Origin of the sequence: Bacteroides sp. An322, assembly GCF_002161765.1 — a bacterium.
Taxonomy (GTDB): Bacteria; Bacteroidota; Bacteroidia; order Bacteroidales; family Bacteroidaceae; genus Phocaeicola; species Phocaeicola merdavium.
Genome location: NZ_NFIN01000017.1, coordinates 57,284 through 74,775 on the forward strand (window position 1 = coordinate 57,284; position 17,492 = coordinate 74,775).

At 39.5% G+C, this 17,492-nt stretch carries 14 protein-coding genes and 1 tRNA gene; 7 read left to right on the plus strand and 8 right to left on the minus strand.

The features are described 5' to 3' along the window. Nucleotides 1-125: 125 nt before the first annotated feature. Nucleotides 126-653: an RNA methyltransferase gene (locus B5F91_RS10025; RefSeq protein ID WP_087428972.1), complete on the minus strand. Its 528-nt coding sequence runs from the start codon at nt 651-653 to the stop codon at nt 126-128. A 520-nt stretch (nt 654-1,173) separates the two neighbouring features. Here B5F91_RS10025 and nadA point away from each other — a divergent pair. Next, on the plus strand, nt 1,174-2,166 hold the full coding sequence (nadA, locus tag B5F91_RS10030) for a quinolinate synthase NadA (protein WP_087428953.1): 993 nt from the start codon (nt 1,174-1,176) through the stop codon (nt 2,164-2,166). Nucleotides 2,167-2,505: 339 nt separating this feature from the next. On the opposite strand, the gene B5F91_RS10040 is transcribed toward nadA, so the two are convergent. From B5F91_RS10040 to B5F91_RS10065, 6 genes are all read right to left on the minus strand, one after another. After that, nucleotides 2,506-2,742, minus strand: coding sequence for a hypothetical protein (locus tag B5F91_RS10040; RefSeq protein WP_144025101.1), 237 nt, complete (start codon nt 2,740-2,742; stop codon nt 2,506-2,508). A gap of 43 nt (nt 2,743-2,785) precedes the next feature. Then, nucleotides 2,786-3,394, minus strand: a complete 609-nt coding sequence (locus tag B5F91_RS10045; RefSeq protein WP_158099911.1) for a DUF5025 domain-containing protein — start codon at nt 3,392-3,394, stop codon at nt 2,786-2,788. Between the two features lie 377 nt (nt 3,395-3,771). Beyond that, a complete protein-coding gene (locus B5F91_RS10050) occupies nt 3,772-3,999 on the minus strand; it encodes a hypothetical protein (protein ID WP_087428957.1) in 228 nt (75 codons plus the stop codon). Nucleotides 4,000-4,228: 229 nt separating this feature from the next. After that, complete coding sequence (locus tag B5F91_RS10055; protein ID WP_087428958.1) at nt 4,229-4,615, minus strand: hypothetical protein; 387 nt, start codon at nt 4,613-4,615, stop codon at nt 4,229-4,231. 38 nt (nt 4,616-4,653) lie between these two features. Further along, nucleotides 4,654-5,055, minus strand: coding sequence for a DUF3244 domain-containing protein (locus B5F91_RS10060; RefSeq protein ID WP_087428959.1), 402 nt, complete (start codon nt 5,053-5,055; stop codon nt 4,654-4,656). Between the two features lie 139 nt (nt 5,056-5,194). After that, nucleotides 5,195-6,961, minus strand: coding sequence for a tetratricopeptide repeat protein (locus B5F91_RS10065; RefSeq protein WP_087428960.1), 1,767 nt, complete (start codon nt 6,959-6,961; stop codon nt 5,195-5,197). A 235-nt stretch (nt 6,962-7,196) separates the two neighbouring features. Here B5F91_RS10065 and B5F91_RS10070 point away from each other — a divergent pair, with 235 nt between their 5' ends. Genes B5F91_RS10070 through B5F91_RS10085 form a run of 4 tightly spaced genes read left to right on the plus strand, consistent with a single transcriptional unit; the run spans nt 7,197 to nt 14,519 of the window. Then, entirely contained in the window at nt 7,197-9,059 is a 1,863-nt protein-coding gene (locus B5F91_RS10070) for a hypothetical protein (RefSeq protein WP_087428961.1), read from the plus strand. 9 nt (nt 9,060-9,068) lie between these two features. After that, on the plus strand, nt 9,069-11,288 hold the full coding sequence (locus B5F91_RS10075) for a hypothetical protein (RefSeq protein WP_087428962.1): 2,220 nt from the start codon (nt 9,069-9,071) through the stop codon (nt 11,286-11,288). 48 nt (nt 11,289-11,336) lie between these two features. Then, complete coding sequence (locus B5F91_RS10080) at nt 11,337-12,224, plus strand: FimB/Mfa2 family fimbrial subunit (protein ID WP_144025102.1); 888 nt, start codon at nt 11,337-11,339, stop codon at nt 12,222-12,224. A 6-nt stretch (nt 12,225-12,230) separates the two neighbouring features. Further along, nucleotides 12,231-14,519 (plus strand): hypothetical protein, encoded by a 2,289-nt coding sequence (locus B5F91_RS10085; protein WP_144025103.1) that lies wholly within the window; start codon nt 12,231-12,233, stop codon nt 14,517-14,519. 179 nt (nt 14,520-14,698) lie between these two features. Here the strand turns inward: B5F91_RS10085 and sulP are convergent, their stop codons facing one another. Continuing rightward, complete coding sequence (gene sulP / locus B5F91_RS10090; RefSeq protein ID WP_087428965.1) at nt 14,699-16,390, minus strand: sulfate permease; 1,692 nt, start codon at nt 16,388-16,390, stop codon at nt 14,699-14,701. A 220-nt stretch (nt 16,391-16,610) separates the two neighbouring features. Between sulP and rbr the strand changes: the two genes are divergently transcribed. Together rbr and B5F91_RS10100 are read left to right on the plus strand one after the other, a co-directional pair. Next, complete coding sequence (rbr, locus tag B5F91_RS10095) at nt 16,611-17,189, plus strand: rubrerythrin (RefSeq protein ID WP_087428966.1); 579 nt, start codon at nt 16,611-16,613, stop codon at nt 17,187-17,189. A 207-nt stretch (nt 17,190-17,396) separates the two neighbouring features. Continuing rightward, nucleotides 17,397-17,470: transfer RNA gene (locus B5F91_RS10100), tRNA-Asp, on the plus strand. Nucleotides 17,471-17,492 lie beyond the last annotated feature (22 nt).

A 17,492-nucleotide genomic window follows, 5' to 3' on the forward strand; every position in this document is an offset into this window, starting at 1 on the left:
AGACGCAAAAACGCAGAGAAATAATTTTAGAGAAGGCAAAGCACACAGAACCAATACTTTTCTCTGTGCACTCAGCTATCTCTAAAAATAAAAACTTTGCGCTTTTGCGTCTCTGCGTTCCAATATTATATCAGCTTGCATGCAAATTCCCAAATAATAATCCCAGCCGTTACCGATACATTCAACGAATGCTTGGTGCCGAATTGAGGGATTTCAATGCATCCATCACACCGATTTACCACTTCTTGCTTCACGCCTTTTACTTCATTTCCTAATACGACCGCATATTTTTTATCCGGCTCCAAAGTGAGTTTATCCAGCATGGTGCTTCCTTCGCATTGCTCGATGGCAAATACCGTATAACCCATCGCATGAAGCTCGTTTACAGTCTCTTCCGTGTCTTTAAAATATTTCCAGTCTACCGTATATTCGGCTCCCAATGCCGTCTTGTGCATTTCCGGATGAGGAGGAGTAGCGGTGATGCCGCATAAGTAAATGCAATCAACCAAGAATGCGTCCGATGTACGGAATACTGCACCGATATTATGCAGACTCCGCACATCATCCAATACTACCACCAACGGAAGTTTCCGTGCTTCTTTAAACTCTTCCACCGTCAAGCGGTTCATCTCTGTAACCTTCAGTTTTCGCAATTCAGCCATATCTTTTGTTTTTTATTCACCACAGATTACACAGAGTTTTTCATTTCCTCTGTAGTAATCTGTGTAATCTGTGGTGAAACACGCCGCAAAGATAACAAAGTATATTCATAACCCTGTTGAAAACGGTGGAAAACCTGTATAAAAACAATGCATAGAAAATAAAAACTTACGCTTGCTTTATTCATGGAAAAACATATAGACACAACCAAACGAACTATCCAAAAATAAAACCCGAAAGTTTCATCACCGGTTTAAACATATTTTTTAGCACGAAAAACCGAATACTTCAAGAGAAAGTTTTTAACTTTGCATATTGTCAACCGGAAGTGAATAGAAAACGTAAAACGAATAAAATCAAGATATAAGCCTGTTGATGAAAGTCTAATAGACATCCGTCGGAGACTTATAACTTAAAAAGCAATTTTTTGCTCTTATTTTTACGAACACTATCAACGGGATATTATCACTATCATGAATTTTTCTAAAAAAGAAAAGAAATATATATTTTAATATGAGAAAAGAGGAATGGGTGAAAAAGGGGTATGCAGATGAAGCCATCCCCGAAGGCGTAGATTTGAAAGCGGAAATCAGACGCTTGTGCAAAGAAAAGAATGCCGTTATCTTGGGTCACTTTTACCAAGCGGACGAAATACAGGAGATAGCTGACTTTATTGGCGATAGTTTGGCGTTGGCGCAATGGGCGGCAAAGACCGATGCAGATATTATCGTGATGTGCGGGGTTCATTTCATGGGAGAGACCGCTAAGATTCTTTGTCCGGATAAGAAAGTGTTGATTCCGGACTTGAACGCGGGTTGTTCGTTGGCAGATAGTTGTCCGGCGGATAAGTTTGCGAAGTTCATTGAGGAACATCCCGGATATACGGTGATTTCGTACGTCAATACCAGTGCAGCCGTAAAGGCGCATACCGATGTGGTGGTTACGTCTACCAATGCGAAGCAAATTGTAGAGAGTTTCCCGCAAGACGAGAAGATAATTTTCGGTCCCGATAAGAACTTAGGAAATTACATCAATGCTATTACGGGCAGGAACATGTTACTTTGGGACGGGGCTTGCCATGTGCACGAACGGTTCTCGGTAGAAAAGATACTGGAACTGAAGAAGCAATATCCCGATGCGGCGGTATTGGTACATCCTGAGTGCAAAGGTGCCGTGGCGAAATTGGCGGATAAGGTGGCTTCTACCGCCGGATTGCTGAAATACGCCATGGCGAGCGAAAAGAAAGACTTTATTGTAGCTACCGAAAGCGGCATCTTATATGAGATGCGCAAGAAATGTCCGGATAAGAACTTCATTCCGGCACCGCCCGAAGACAGCACCTGTGCTTGCAACGAATGTAACTTCATGCGTCTGAACACGTTGGAGAAGTTATATAATACGTTGAAGTACGAATGGCCCGAAGTGGAGGTAGAGCCAAGTGTTGCGGAAAAGGCAATCGTCCCCATCCAGCGCATGCTTGAAATCTCCGCGAAGTTAGGACTTTGATGCGTTTTTTTGTTAAATGCTTTTTAATAAGAAGGTTAGATTCTTAAAACGTGTTATAAAGCATAATATTTTTGGTCTATTCTATTGCTATATTCCGGAAAACACGTACATTTGCAATGTGTTTTTCATAGTATTAGATTTAAGGTTAACAAAGGTTGGAGTACAGCGGTACTCCTTTTTTTATGCCCATACCTGAAAATCCAGTCAAAAAGTCAGTTTTCTTCTGACAAAAATGCATACGGCTTCATAAGCCAACGCACTTAGCTTCATCAGCTCACGAAGCCGTATGTATTGAGCTACGCACTTGGCTTCGATGGTATTCATCACTGCATGTTCATATCAGAAGTTCAGGCAAAACCCAAAGGCTGGTTGTTCTTGCCTGCTTCCGTTAGGCAAATCTATCAACAGGCTGGAAGCGGTAAACGAAAGGCTCTTTGCTTTCCGTTTGTTCTCATAAGCTAAAGCAAGTAGCGGAACGCTCGAAGCCAACAAGCATACACTTAATAACTGTTGCTTTGACATTCCCGAAGTTACTGTCCTTCGATTCGGGACGATGTAAAACTTTTTGCCTGTCATACTTTTTTGTTTTAAGAAGTCGTCCCTAATGTAGGTATTTATTTTATGAATTACTATTTAGGTATTGACGTATCATTAAGAAATCCGGGATAAAACGGAAATCTATATCGTGAAAAACAATGCTGTCTTTCGGATTTGAAGCGTTATACAAAGTTCCTTCCATTACACCGCGGATAAGCGGATCATAAGAATAGGGACTATCCTTAATGATATTGCTTAGATATATTTGAAACGGATTGTCTGGGGAAGGGATGTATTCATTTTTTCCATCGTTGAAAATAATTGTAGATTCTGCATCGTAATACGCATCCGACACGATATTGTAGTTCCCTAATTGTAAAGGAGCGAATTGTATGCTCAATACAGGAGCCTGTTTGTATTCATTCTTATTGTTGTAGTCTTGTGCGAAATTAATAGACCATCTGAACAAAAGAATCGTATCTTCTTTTAGTAAAGTTTCTTTTAGTTGGAACCTTATATCATTTGCTACGTCTTTCTGTTCAATACAGACATATTCATCGTTTAAATACCCTCGGAAAAAACTGCATACAGGCAACGTCTTGTCTTCACTTACAGGTTCTTCTTCGTTGTTGCAGGCAAATAAAGTGGATAATGCCACCATTAGGCTAAAAGAATAAATAAGCTTTTTCATGAATTGTATTTTTATTAATAGGTACATAGAGAGGTTGTCTTAGAAGTAATTTAGTTCCTATATATACATAGGAACTAAATAGTAAAATTCAATTTTGAGAGGCTTATTCACTTTCTTTTTGGGACTTCTTGAATAATTTGTATCCAGCTATACATGTAATTGCAACAGCATAAGATGTTGAATTTAAAATTAAATTCTCTGTGGTGAATGTCCCATATATAATAATTGAAAGTAAATAATTTATAGAAATGTAAATAGGTATACTTCCTATAAATATAAGAAACAATTTTAATATTTTCATTATATTCATTTTTGAGAGAAACTCCAATATAGGTAACAATAGATTCCATTAATTGGTCTAAAAAATTGTATCTGTATTATCCGCTTGAAGATATATCTTTTTGAGTGATGGATCGACTGTTCGTACACTGATACTTCTTGCTAATTTCATTCATGTCTTTAATAAAATCACTTTGAGCTTTACTAATGTCAATAGTCTCTTTATCATACATTGTAGTGATTTCTTTATCTTCCTGAGAGCAAGAAAATGAAATGCAGCTCATTGCTATCGCTAATGAAACTCCAAATAATTTAATTGATTCCATAATATATTTATATTAGGTTTTCGCAAATATAATAAGATTTTTTATATTTCAAAGTTTGAGTAAGAAATAGGATAAGTATTATTTAATATAGGGATATTCAGTAAATAGCCTGTATTCTTTCGGCTCTTCAGGCTGCCTTGCTTCTATCCTGCTTCAAAATTCTACGTACCAGTTAAGTAGGAAGATTGTATCTTCCATACTAACAGTCTTTTGTAAGAATATCCGGTCGTCACAAACTGTATTCTGTTCGTATTTTTAATAAAGGTTGTGATTTTTCGATAGATTCCAATTCTTCTTCGCTATCGCAATAAGATAATAGGATATTGCGAAAAGTTCGACTGCCTGTTCCTTGAACAATTTTATCTTTAACGAAGGGATAAAATACATCGTTATCATTGTCAAAATAGGTCATGGCTTCTTCTTTTAAGAAACGACGCACATCTTCGCTATTAGATACAGCTTTTGATAGTATTTTTGCAAATTTTGTCTGCGCTTCAGCTGTAGTTAATTGTGTTTGTACAGGCATGTCAGTAGTTTCTTCGATGAATAACTCATCGTCTTGTGCGCACGAAAACATGAATAAAGCGCACGCTACAGTTAGTAATGTTTTTTTCATACGTAAATCAATTTTAATTAAAGTTTTACATTTGCATATTAGATTTCGAAATCTCCATAATAACAGATATTTTCATTTACTATCTCTAAAGTATAATTACCATTACTTAGATGTATAGGAAGAGTACATTCTTCATTAGAGTATAAAGTAATGCCCATTTCGTATACAATGTTTTTCCATTCATTTTTTATTTTGATAGTAACATTATCCATTTGTATTTGAGAATTGAGATAAAGGTTGGTATTATCATACGATGCCTTAATAGGAACAAATGCAATAGTGCGTTTATTTCGTTCGTAATTTTCTGATTTGTGAGAATAATAAAATTTTAAAATAATCATTTTTTCTATTTCTTTTATTTCCATTTTTTTATTGGCAAAAACGATTGTTATCCATATAGGCATAAATAACATTAGTAATGTAATAAAAGTATGTTTCATTTTTACAAGTTTTTAAAATTTTGATAGCACAAAGGTATATAAGAGATATAAAAAAGATAGAAAAAGCAGTACGCAAAAAGTACGCAAGTGAGGTGCGTACTTTTGCGTACTGCTTATAAGGTGTTGAAAATAAATAGAATTAGAGGTTTCGGATAAAGTTATCACAATCTTTTGGCTTTCCTTTTTCTCCAACGAATTTTTTGTAAAGCCTTTCGCGAAGTGAGGAAATACCTTGCTTCGAACTGCATACGATGTCCGCTATTTGAGTTAAAGGTATGTTGATTTTTATTAATAGACATACTTGCAATTCTTTTTGTGAGAGCGTGCAAAGTTCGTTTAGGCGTTGCACGAAGTTGGGATAAGTTTCTTCTATGACTTTTGTTAATTCTGTCCAGTCCGTGTCTGTCATTTTAATGATTCCATTCTTATCTATGGATTGGTGCAGTTTTTTCCATATTTCGGTTTGTTGTAAGTTCGCCCATGACGATTCTTTGACAACCTGTGCAGCTTCGATTTGTATATTAGCTTTCTCTATCCAGTCTTTTTGAGCTTGCAGTAAATTCTGACGTAGTTTATCATTTGTTTGTTTTGCTTCATGTAATAGTGTTGAAAGCTTCTTTATTTTTTCATTGTTGGCAATGATTTGTGCTTGACTATATTGAAATTGTTCTTTCTGCAATCTTTTTAGTTTTTCTTGCTGGAGCAAGATAGTTTGCTCTTTCCGTTTTTGTTTTTGCCAAAAGACAATACCTATTAATAAAAGGAATACTAAAGAAAATATTGTTACAAAAAGTAGTTGTTTTTGTTTGAAAGTTTTTTGTTTAAGAAAAAGATTTTCTTTTTTGTATTGTTGGTAATTATATAATGTATGTATTTTGTCAATAGCGGCTGTGCGGACGGTTTGTTGCAAAGAGTCTTCGTAAAGCATATATTGTTCATAATAACTTAAAGCCTGAGTGAAATTATTCTGTTTGCTAGCTATTTGGGCTAAGTCTTCATAAGCACTTGCTTTATGAACGTATGAGTCGTTGAAAGATAAATTCTTTTTATAATAATAAATGGCAGAATCTAATTCGTTTGTATAGTAATAATATTTTGCTATATTGTTATAATATACAGATATACTGAGTGTTTCTATTTTTTGTTGTGCGATTTGTAGTTTTTCATATCCTTTTGAATATTCATGCCAATCAATATAATTGCCTGCTAATTCATTATAAACCATACTTAACAGCGTACTGTCTTTTATTAGTAATGCCATTTCACCTGCTCGATTGAAATAATAGACTGCACTATCCCTTTGATCTATTGATGCAAAAACTCGTCCGATGTCCCGCAAGTCGAAGACAAGACCGGTGCTATCTTTTAGCAATGAATCATACCAATAGGCTTTTCGAAACATTTCGGGAGCTTCATTGTAAAGCTCTTGGTAAACAAAAAGTGTACCCATCTGGCTATAGATGCGGCTCGATAAATTGTAATCAATTAGTTTTTCGTGTTTCATTACATCAATAGCTTGTTGGTAATATTCCAATGCCCGTGGGGCATCGTTTAAGTCGCTATAAACACGTCCGGCATAGTAGAGGGCTTCGGGCAGATGGGTTTTATTACGCTGCTTTTTGTAATATGCTACGATTGGAAGGATCAGGCTATCCGATGTATGGGCAATGTAGTTTTTATCATTGGCTTTGATGCAAAGCAGTTGATAGTACATTTGTATGTCTTCAGGCTGATTGGCCATGCTGTCTTCCCATACGCGCAATAAGGTTTGTGCGCTATCCGGCTGGACATTCAGCAAAGAGTCTGCCTGTCGCAACAGATAGGTTGTATGCGAATCGGTATGACAAGCTGTCAGCCAACTTGTTAAGATAAAGAGGTATAGAAAATTGTGCAACTTCATATCCATGTTTTTTCAAATCCTGACACAAAAATAAAAAATATATTTATTGCCGGCAAATGGTAAATTTACACGAAACAAGCAATACGTAAAGACATTTCATTGAAAAATATGTGAATTAAAGAATTCCGTCCGAACTTCTTCTGTGTTTTTATTGTTGTTATGGTTAACGCCGGAAAAGAGTTTTTGACGAGATGCATCACGGCTGATTGATAACCTATTAATTTTAATCAACCAAGTAAAGATGAGAAAGAATGTTTTTATCGCTTTTTTATGTGTACTGTTTTTATCCGCTTGTCAGCAAGAAGAATGGTTTACTTCTGAAGAATTAAAAGATAATCAAGTGGTATTCAAATTACAATGTGCGGAATTTGAGGATGAAAATGGATTGAATCGGAACGGATTGGAGCGTAATGTGCCTTACGACCGTGTGGAATTTTGCGTAGCAGACAAGCAAGGATATGCCGTGACTTCTATCAAAGGAGTGTATGATGCCGCTTCATCGGAACTTCGTTTCGAAGGATTGCAGGAAGGTGAATACACTTTGTCAATAATAGGTATAAAAGGTGATGCACAGGCAGATGGTGTGACGATAAATCCCGTAGTGCATATTTCAGAACCGTGGCTTGTTTTTCCTTCCAGCTTATCGAAGCCGCTCGAAGCGGATTATTTTTATTCGCAGACTCCTTTTTCGGTGAGTAAAGAATGGGGAAAAGACGGATATGAAACCGTAGTTTCGGCTCCCAGCCGGATTGTGCAGAAACACATCGTAGGAAGGGTTGATTTTTCGTTTGATTTCAATAACCGGTATATACGTACCGCCGTTATTGGGAAAAAAGTACAGATAGGTAAAGTGCGTTTTTATACTACATTTTCTGCAGAAGGCTCATTTTCAGGTGAAAGTAAGGAAATATTCTTGGATACTTTAGGTATTGAAACCTCTTCAAGAAGTTTTCATTTTCCTCCTACAGCAGGCTCTTCGTTGCAAGGAGAAATTGATGTATTTACCCGGAATTATCGGGGAAATGAAGTGAAATGCACTTATGTTTTCGATACAGGAGAAATTATACCCAATCGTATTCATGCTGTAGTTACACACGTGGTTCATCCGGACGATGATGCTGGCATCATGTTTATTACCCGCAATGCATACGGAGAAGGAAATCATGCCCGTATTCTTCAAGACGGCGAACCGAAAGAGATTTATACCGATGCTTCGCAACGTGGATTTAACACAGCACAGCCTTTGCAAGTATCGGCTACAGATGACGGACGTTTGCATGTGCGTTTTTATTCACCTCGCTCTTTGAGCGGAGTGTTGGTTAAGGCACGCATTCCTTCTGTAGGAAATGAATACGTTGATTTGGCATATTTTGATTCGATTCCTTCTTTTGCCGATTTTTATGAAACGATGCCTTTGATGGAAAAAGACGGAATGTATCATACGGAGTCGGGCAGGTGGATTCAGATTCCCAAACAAGATGTAACTTCTGGAGCGGATTTGACCTTTAAGATAGAATCGGGTGATGCATACTGGAAAAAACTCCAGGCTATTAAACATGGATGGAATATTTCATTCGAACTGTATGGAGGCAATCCCGATGCCGCAGATGGAGGTCCTGTAGGGAATTGGATGGGAATCCGTCCGGTGCATTGCCGGGAAGTGGTGGCGCTTTTCCTCAACTTCACTTATATGATTGATATGCAGGAACACGAAGAAATTTTACGTGCTAACGAAGACCGTTTATATGGTAATGGAGGAGTAAACGACAAAGTAACGGCTGAAACTGTTTTACGGCAGATGCGCCAGCCAAGGACATTACGTGTGGGTTTGGTGTATCCGGGAAACGGTGTAGTAGGATTGGGAGGAGGAAGCACATTCGGCGCCTACCAGCCTGCATGGATGCAGCATTATTTTGATACATATTCGTGCGAAGTAATGTTTCACGAGTTGGGGCATGTTATGGGATATAATCATAGCAGTTCGTTTACATACGGTCCATGGGCACAAGAACTGATGAATCATTTTTATGTGGAACATATCAGCGAAATGCCTATTGATAAGCCGGACTATCTGAATACGAAAGAAAACCCTTATTTGTATTAGTATTTTAAGATGAAGAAAATAATAATTGTATGGAGTATGGCTTGTGCCCTGTTTGGAACAGGCTGCACAGCGGAATATGACGGAGGTGATGAACTTTTATCGGAATATACAGTTGCTCGTTTGAAAGTTTCCGGTTTTGCGGAAAACAGTTCGGAACCGGATGCACATATTGCTACGGTACGGGGATATCGGTTTGAGGATGACGTATTGAAAGAAATCATTATACCATTAGAGCCGGATGCAGACGGGCGATGTATGTTTCGTCCTGTTGAAAAAAAAGGTGAAGTTTGTTTTTTAGTCAATGCCGGGCAGTTGGAAGAATTGGAACAGATGCGTCCGGATGTGACAACAAAAACGGAGTTTTTGAATTTATCTGCTGATATAGACGAGATGATATCCGATGAGGGATATGTAGTAATGAGCGGTCAGATGGATTTGGAACGTGTTTCGGCATCGGGAGAGGCGGTTAATTTGAAACGAAGTGTGGCACGGGTAGATTTGTCTTCTTTAGATAAAGGAGTAAATGTACTTCAAGTTACAATAAAAGGCATGTACCGTCAAGGTTATGTTTGTGAACGTTCTGATAAGGCGGCACCTTCTGTTTCAGCCGTTCTTGATTTCAGCAAAGAGTATACCAGTTTTAACAATTGTACTGAACCTCTCTTGTATTTGCCAGAACAGAGTGGAGTGAAATCGGAAGTGGAAGTCATTGCCGTTTCTAATGGTGCTCATTATCGTCTGACCACTTCATTGCCTGCTGTAATAGAACGTAATGTAATTTATACGTTGCGGGTACATGGACGAGGAGGCAATTTATCAATCGAGACCACAACGGATGAATGGGAAGAAGGAACGCAGACCGAATCAGATAAATTACTGAAAGGAAAAATAAATGTCGCGGCTTCTCTTTTATCGGAAGGAGTTCGTGTAAATGCTACAGGCGATTCGGTATTCATTCCGTATACCGGAAGCGATATGCATTTGGCGTTCATGGGTGAAGAAGGTGCGTCTGTTGTGATAGAAGGAAAGGTGAACGGTGTGGATGTACATCCCGTTTCAGTAAAAAATTTGCAACAGATAGCAATGGTAGACGTACAAAGTAAACTCCGTGTACCTGGAACGTCTGAGGAATATATATACGTGGAAATTTATCGCAATAAGGTACATACGGGACGGGTGGTTTTGGTAGTTGAGCCAAGTCCGGTTCGGCTGGAAGGGTTGCTTCAATTGGATGAAAATGGAATATGTGATTTTGGAAGATACATTGAAGGCGAATTGGGGAGGTTGATGTTGCCCGAAGGTAAAACGGCACGAATGGAATATGCCGATGAAGAATCGCCATGGATTAAACTGGTTTCAGTGGATAACGGTTATCGCCTTTTAGGAGGCTGGAAACCGAATGACCCTAAAGCGGATGGGCGTGTACAGGAAGGGAAATTGGTTATTTCAGATATGGATGGAAAACATGAAGAAGCATACATTATCCGTAGGCGCAACTGGGGATTGCCAGTAGTGAATATCAACGGAACTTGGTGGTGCAAATACAACCTGCGGGGAAATGTGAAGCGTTTTGAAGACCAATTATTGCCCAAGGATGACCCGGCAAAGGATGTTGATTTATTGGATTACCTGAATACGTGTGATGAGGCGGATTTATTGCCTGTTTTAGGCTATCAATATCAGGCGGGCTATCCAGAAGGTTATCCGTTGAGGCATGACGGAACGGCATTTTATTACGAAGGAATGCGTGCTTCTGCCCAAAGTTTCGGCACGTTGGCTCCTGAAGAAATGGCTCCCGAAGGGTATCGTATTCCAGCATACGAAGATTATGCGTTCTTTGCTCGGAATACGGATTTCAATGTAGGCGGAATCGGTACACGTACTTATCAAAATGCAGCAGGACAAACTATTACTGTAACAATAACAGAACGGGATGTTTCGTTTGAAGGGCAGCCATACGGCATCATGGCATTTTACGATTTTGAATATGAAGGCATACATTGGGTATTATATGGATTGGGACATCAATGGAACACGACTCCCGGCAATATAGCACGAATGTCAATATTATTGGCTACATACGGGCATAGTTCGCATAGTTGGATGATGGAAGGATATGCACAGGCAGACCGCCCAGGTGAGAATTGGTTGAAATTTGTTGCACAGAATAATACGAAAACCCGTGTTGTGAGATGTGTTAAGATACCGGTGGAATATGTGATTGAATGATAATTAAGTATTTAATAAAACTATGTTTAACTAAACAATTTACGAAAAATGAAAAAAGTAAGATTAATGGGATTAGTGTTAGGTGGAATGGTATTGACGGCTTCTTGTTCGGATTCTGATTATCCGGAAGGAGGAAATGGTGTAACAATGCCGGTAGTAAAAGCATCACTTTCGGATTACGAAGGACAAAATGAAACATTGGAAGGAGAAAATGACATCAATCATGTACAGGCTTTTCATTTTAGAAATGGTGTATTGACGAAAGTGTATGATGATTTACAATTTAATGATTCAGCTTGCCGCATTCCGTTGGATAGTAAAGAAGGGTCACTTTATATGCTTGTCAATGCTGAGGGATTGGTTGATGGACAGGATTTGCTTGACCGAAATATGACTGAAACGGAATGGAAAGAAACGGTATTTTCATTGAAAGACGGAAAAGAAATACATTTTTTTAGTGGCAGTTTGAATTTAGACGAGGCAAGCCGTTCACAAACCGAATTGTCTTTACCGTTGAAACGAGGTGTGGCGCGTTTTGATTTGGATATTCGGACAGTAGGTACTGCATTGGTAAAAAGCCTTACATTGAAACATGCTGCTAAGGAAATGTATGTATTTCCAAAAACTTCGGCTTTTTCGCCTCCTAGCGTAGAGCGTCGTGATACAACCGTAGTTTTCTCATCTCCGCTTACAAGCGATACTGTAGGGGTTTTGTATGTATATGAACAAGAAAATGAAGGCTTGGAACTTAGTATTGATGTTGTAATTGATGGAGAAGAAAAGACTTTGGTCAAGACCTTGGATGCACCTGTAAAACGTAATACAGTGAATACGATTGTAGTACGCCGTGATTATATCAATGTTGACTTAAATGTGACATTTGATGAGTGGGAAGAAGGTAGTGACATCGAATTGGATGCTAAACTGAAGTCATAGTGCTTTATGAAAAAGAGAACGTATATAAAATATGTAAGTTTTCTCTTTACTTTATTTGCCGTGCAAGCTTGTTCTGATAATTTGGAACAAGCTACCGGCATTAGTGAAGGGACATTTGAATTACAAATCAGATTGTCGTCTTTTCAAGGAGAAGATTTTCCGCTTGTATCTGGTGAAGACCGAATAGAGTCGATGAAAGCTTATCGTTTTGAAGAAGGGATATTGCGTAAGGTTTACGATCCTATTAAAGTATCTTCTGATATATATCGTTTACCGCTTGATCGTCTTTCAGGTATGTTGTATGTAGTGGCGAATGGAACATCTGTTTTAGACTTTTCGATAGAAGGAAGTACGACTGAAACTGATTGGCTACAAACGGTGGTATCGACTAAAAACGGAGAAGCATTGCATTATTTTACTCAAAAGATTGATTTGTCAAACCAATCGGAAACCCAACCGATGCAAGCGTCATTGACAAGAGGCGTCGCTCGTTTTGATTTTCGTATCAAAGCAGAAGGTAATGTTTCAGTTACTGATTTTGTATTTCGTCAAGTGGCGCAACAGGCTTATTTCTTTTCCGATAGTACGGTTCGTTCACCTGAAAATGTAGTAAAATCTGATTATACAGTTTGCACACCTGAAATGCCGTTATCGCAAAATATGTCTGGAATACTTTATTTGTACGAACAAGTAAATTCTGCGTTATCAGTTTATCTGCAAGCGGTTATTGATGGAAAAACATATACTTTCGAAAAAGTTTTGCCTGAAACTATTCATCGGAATACGGTATATACAATTGTTTTGCGAAAAGATGTGTTGGATGTAGAAGCCCGTTTGGAAGTAGAAGCATGGGGAAATGGAAACGGTTCGGATTTATTTCCTGACTATGCCAATCGTGTTAAAGTGGACCTTTTACAGTCGGAATTACCTGAAGGTGTAGAAGTTTCTGCAACAAAAGATGCTGTTACACTTCCTTATTGGGAAACTGATTTGTTATTAGCTGTGGCTTGTGACAATGAATTGGAAGCCCTTCCTGTGTCCAATATGTATGGAGTAACGGTAGAGTCTGTTCCGATAAAGAATAAGTTTGACGGGTTGAATCGTTTCCGTATCCGTAAATTGCTTTATCCGCCCAATGTAGCAAATGAAAGTTTTTCACTTCAATTCCGTCGGAAAGGTTTTCAGCATGTTTATCCCGAAGATGCGATAACTTTTTCCCTTTCAGCAAATCCTACTATGTTATCAGGTAATATGGAGTTTGGTGTTGGGAAATATCAATTTGATTTTGAGCGGTATGTGGATAATGAATTAGGAATTTTAAATTTGCCCGAAGGAAAAGAATTATTGTTGGTATATGCTGAAGGTGAAGACGAATGGGTGAAGATAATGCCTGTTGAAGGACAATCAGATGCTTATCGAATAGTTGCGGGATGGAGACCTAATGACCCGACAGCTAATGGGCGAAAACAGGATGTTACACTTGTTATTTGTAATCGTATCGATGGTTCTTGTCGTGAAGAATATACTGTTTCACGCCGTAATTATGGGCTTCCGGTTACGTGGTTACATGGCATTTGGTGGTGCAAATACAATGCTTGTGGCAATTCTCGTTCGTTTGAGGACCAAGTATTGTCATCGAATGACCCTGCAAGATTAGCTGGAAAAACAGTTTTTGAATACTTGGCGGATTGTACACCTGAAGTTTTCTTCGACCTTTGGAAATGGGCATATCAAGGCGATAGTGGGATGGGTATGCAGGTGATAGATAAAGACGGAGTAGCTGTAATGGACCGTTATAGCGGACAAGTATCGGCACATATTAATCGCTTACCTCCCGATGCACTTTCTCCCGAAGGTTATGAGTTGCCTTCAATGGAGGACTTTAACCGGATTTTCGATGCTACAGATTATGTGTGGGTAATGTGGAATGGTATGCACGAACTAAAAATACCATGGGAAGGTCATAGCCGTATTCGTCGTACCCAGCAGCGGCGTAATGATATTACTGTGGGCAGTATCGCTTTGACAGACTTGATAACAATAGAGATGCAAAGTCCCGATTTCCCTGAGTACGAGCCGATTGTGTGGTATGGTCCCGGTGCGCAATGGAACGATGCGGGCATCTATCACGGGCATTATAACAATATTTTGTGGGGTGTCTGTTCGCCTGAGGAAGGTAGTGGTTGGTATTTGGCTGGCAGTATGGGAGGACTTTATCTGACGAAGAATGGAGCCGGTAATAGGGATACTCGTGTCTTGCGTTTTAAGAAATCACCAGTAGAATTTGTGTATTGATAGAATCAAAAAATGTATAGGCATAAAAAAAGGAGTACCGCTGTACTCCAACCTTTGTTAACCTTAAATCTAATACTATGAAAAACACATTGCAAAGGTACGGACTTTTTCCGTATCTGCAAGTGTTTTCGCCTAAATAATCTGTTTTATAACACGTTTTAAGAATCTCATTCCGATACTCAAACGTTTTTAACAGATAATTCTTTTCGTGCCGTTTCCAAAGCTTCGTTGATGTTGCTGCAAATGTTCTCTTTGCCAAGCAAGGTATAGAAGCCCGATTTCTCCAACGTAGCGTGTACTTGCGGATTCACGCCCGAAAGGATGATATGGATATTCTCCTTTTGCGACATTTCGCAGAGGGTGGTCAGGTTGTGGATGCCTGTTGAGTCGATGAAAGGCACCTTACGCATCCGGATGATACGGATTTGCGGACGGTCGCCGAAGCGTGCCATGATGTCCTCGAACTTGGTGGCAATGCCGAAGAAGTAGGGACCGTTGATTTCATACACTTCTACGCCTTCGGGAATGACAAGGTGCTCTTCGTGTACTTCTAAGTCCGATTCCTTGTTCGGGTCGATTTCATCGGTAATGACAGATATTTGCGTAGTCTCCATCACGCGTTTCATAAACGAGACGCAAGCGATAACCAATCCCACTTCGATGGCTACGGTCAGGTCGAAAATCACGGTCAGGAAGAACGTGATGAGCAAGACGGTTACGTCCGATTTCGGATTCTTGAGCAAGCCTTTGAACACCCGCCAGCCGCTCATGTTGTAGGATACCACCACCAATACGCCTGCCAAGCATGCCATCGGGATAAATTTCGCCAAAGGCATCAGGAAGATAAGGATAAGCAGCAGCACTACGGCATGAACAATGCCCGCTACGGGTGTCTTTCCTCCGTTATTGATGTTGGTCATGGTGCGGGCAATGGCTCCTGTGGCAGGGATTCCGCCGAAAATAGGAGATACGACATTGGCAATGCCTTGTGCCACTAATTCCGTGTTCGAGTCGTGACGGTCGCCTATCATACCGTCTGCCACTGTAGCGGAAAGCAACGATTCTATCGCGCCTAATACGGCAATGGTGATGGCTACAGGGAAAAGATTTTTTATTGCTTCCCAATCTAATGTAGGCACATTGGCATCAGGTAGTTGAGCCTGAATGCTGAACCGGTCTCCGATAGTATCAATGCATGTGATTCCTCCATACATCTTCATCAGCCAGACCGCAACGGTTACAAGGATGATGGCGACTAATGAGCCGGGAATCTTTTTCGAGAATTTGGGCGTAAGGGCGATAATGACGATGCTGACTACACTCACAAGGGCATTCCACCAATTGATGCTATCGAAATGATGGAAATAAAGTATCCACTTGCCGATAAAGTCGCCCGGTACTTTTTCGTCCCCGAACTGAAGCCCGAAGATATCGGCTATCTGGGTCGTGAAAATGGTTACGGCGATACCGCTCGTAAAGCCTACCACGATAGGGTAGGGAATAAATTTGATGATAGTTCCCAATTTGAATATCCCCAATATAATAAGAAGAACTCCCGCCATCATGGTGGCTACCATTAGCCCTTCTATTCCGTATTGCTGGATAATCCCATAGATGATGACGATAAATGCGCCTGTAGGACCGCCTATCTGTACTTTGCTTCCGCCTAAAAACGAAATGATAAATCCTGCTACAATGGCGGTGATGATGCCTTTTTCGGGACTAACCCCCGAAGCGATACCGAAAGCTATGGCAAGCGGAAGGGCTACGATGCCTACGATGATGCCTGCCATCAGGTCGGTCATAAAGTCAGTTTTCGTGTAATTCCGAAGCGTATCGAAGAGCTTCGGTTTGAGTTGAAACGTTTTCATGCCTATTGAATTGAATAGTTTAAAATATTAAAAAGAAGTGCAAAAGTATATATTTATTTGAACATACACGAGCGTTTTCGGGTTATTCTTTCAAAAGAAGGAAATAATTTCTTAATAGAACATAAAATAGAGATTGTAATGATTACAAACTTGAATAATTTTATTATCTTTGTTTTGTTGAAAAGAAACAATATGTCTAACCACTAAATAACTAACGATTATGGGAAAAAGTATTAAAGGAACAAGAACCGAGAAGAATTTGGGTATTTCATTCGCTGGCGAATCGCAGGCAAGAATGCGTTATACATACTTTGCCAGTGCGGCAAAGAAGGAAGGCTACGAACAGATAGCGGCTATTTTTACCGAAACGGCAGACCAAGAAAAGGAACATGCGAAACGGATGTTCAAATGGATGGAAGGCGGTATGGTGGAAATCACGGCAAGTTATCCGTCGGGTGTTATTGGTACTACATTGGAGAACTTAAAAGCAGCGGCTGCAGGCGAAAACGAAGAATGGTCGCTCGACTATCCGAAGTTTGCCGACATTGCTGACGAAGAAGGTTTTCCTGCTATTGCAAAAATGTATCGTGAAATTGCCGTTGCCGAAAAAGGACACGAAGAAAGATACCGTGCATTGGCAAAGAACATCGAAGAAGGCAAGGTGTTTAAGAAAGATACCGAAGTGGTATGGCAATGCCGCAATTGCGGATACCTGTTTGTAGGTACGGAGGCTCCCGAAACCTGTCCGGCTTGCTTGCATCCGCAAGCTTACTTCGAAGTGAAGAAGACGAATTATTAAACGTGTTAGGTGTTATTAATTAGATAAGATATGTTGAAAAGCGGGGCATTTATCGGAAAAATGTCCCGCTTTTTACCTCTTGAAAGCCTCTTTTCTGATAAAATTGAAGAAAAATGAGAAAAAAACTGGGAAAAGTATTGCAGGTTCAAAAAATAGTTGTACCTTTGCAACCGCAATCGAGAGAGAAAGCAACGAAACAAACAAAATGGTGCGTTAGTTCAGTTGGTTAGAATACATGCCTGTCACGCATGGGGTCACGGGTTCGAGTCCCGTACGCACCGCAATAAACATTGAAAATCAATG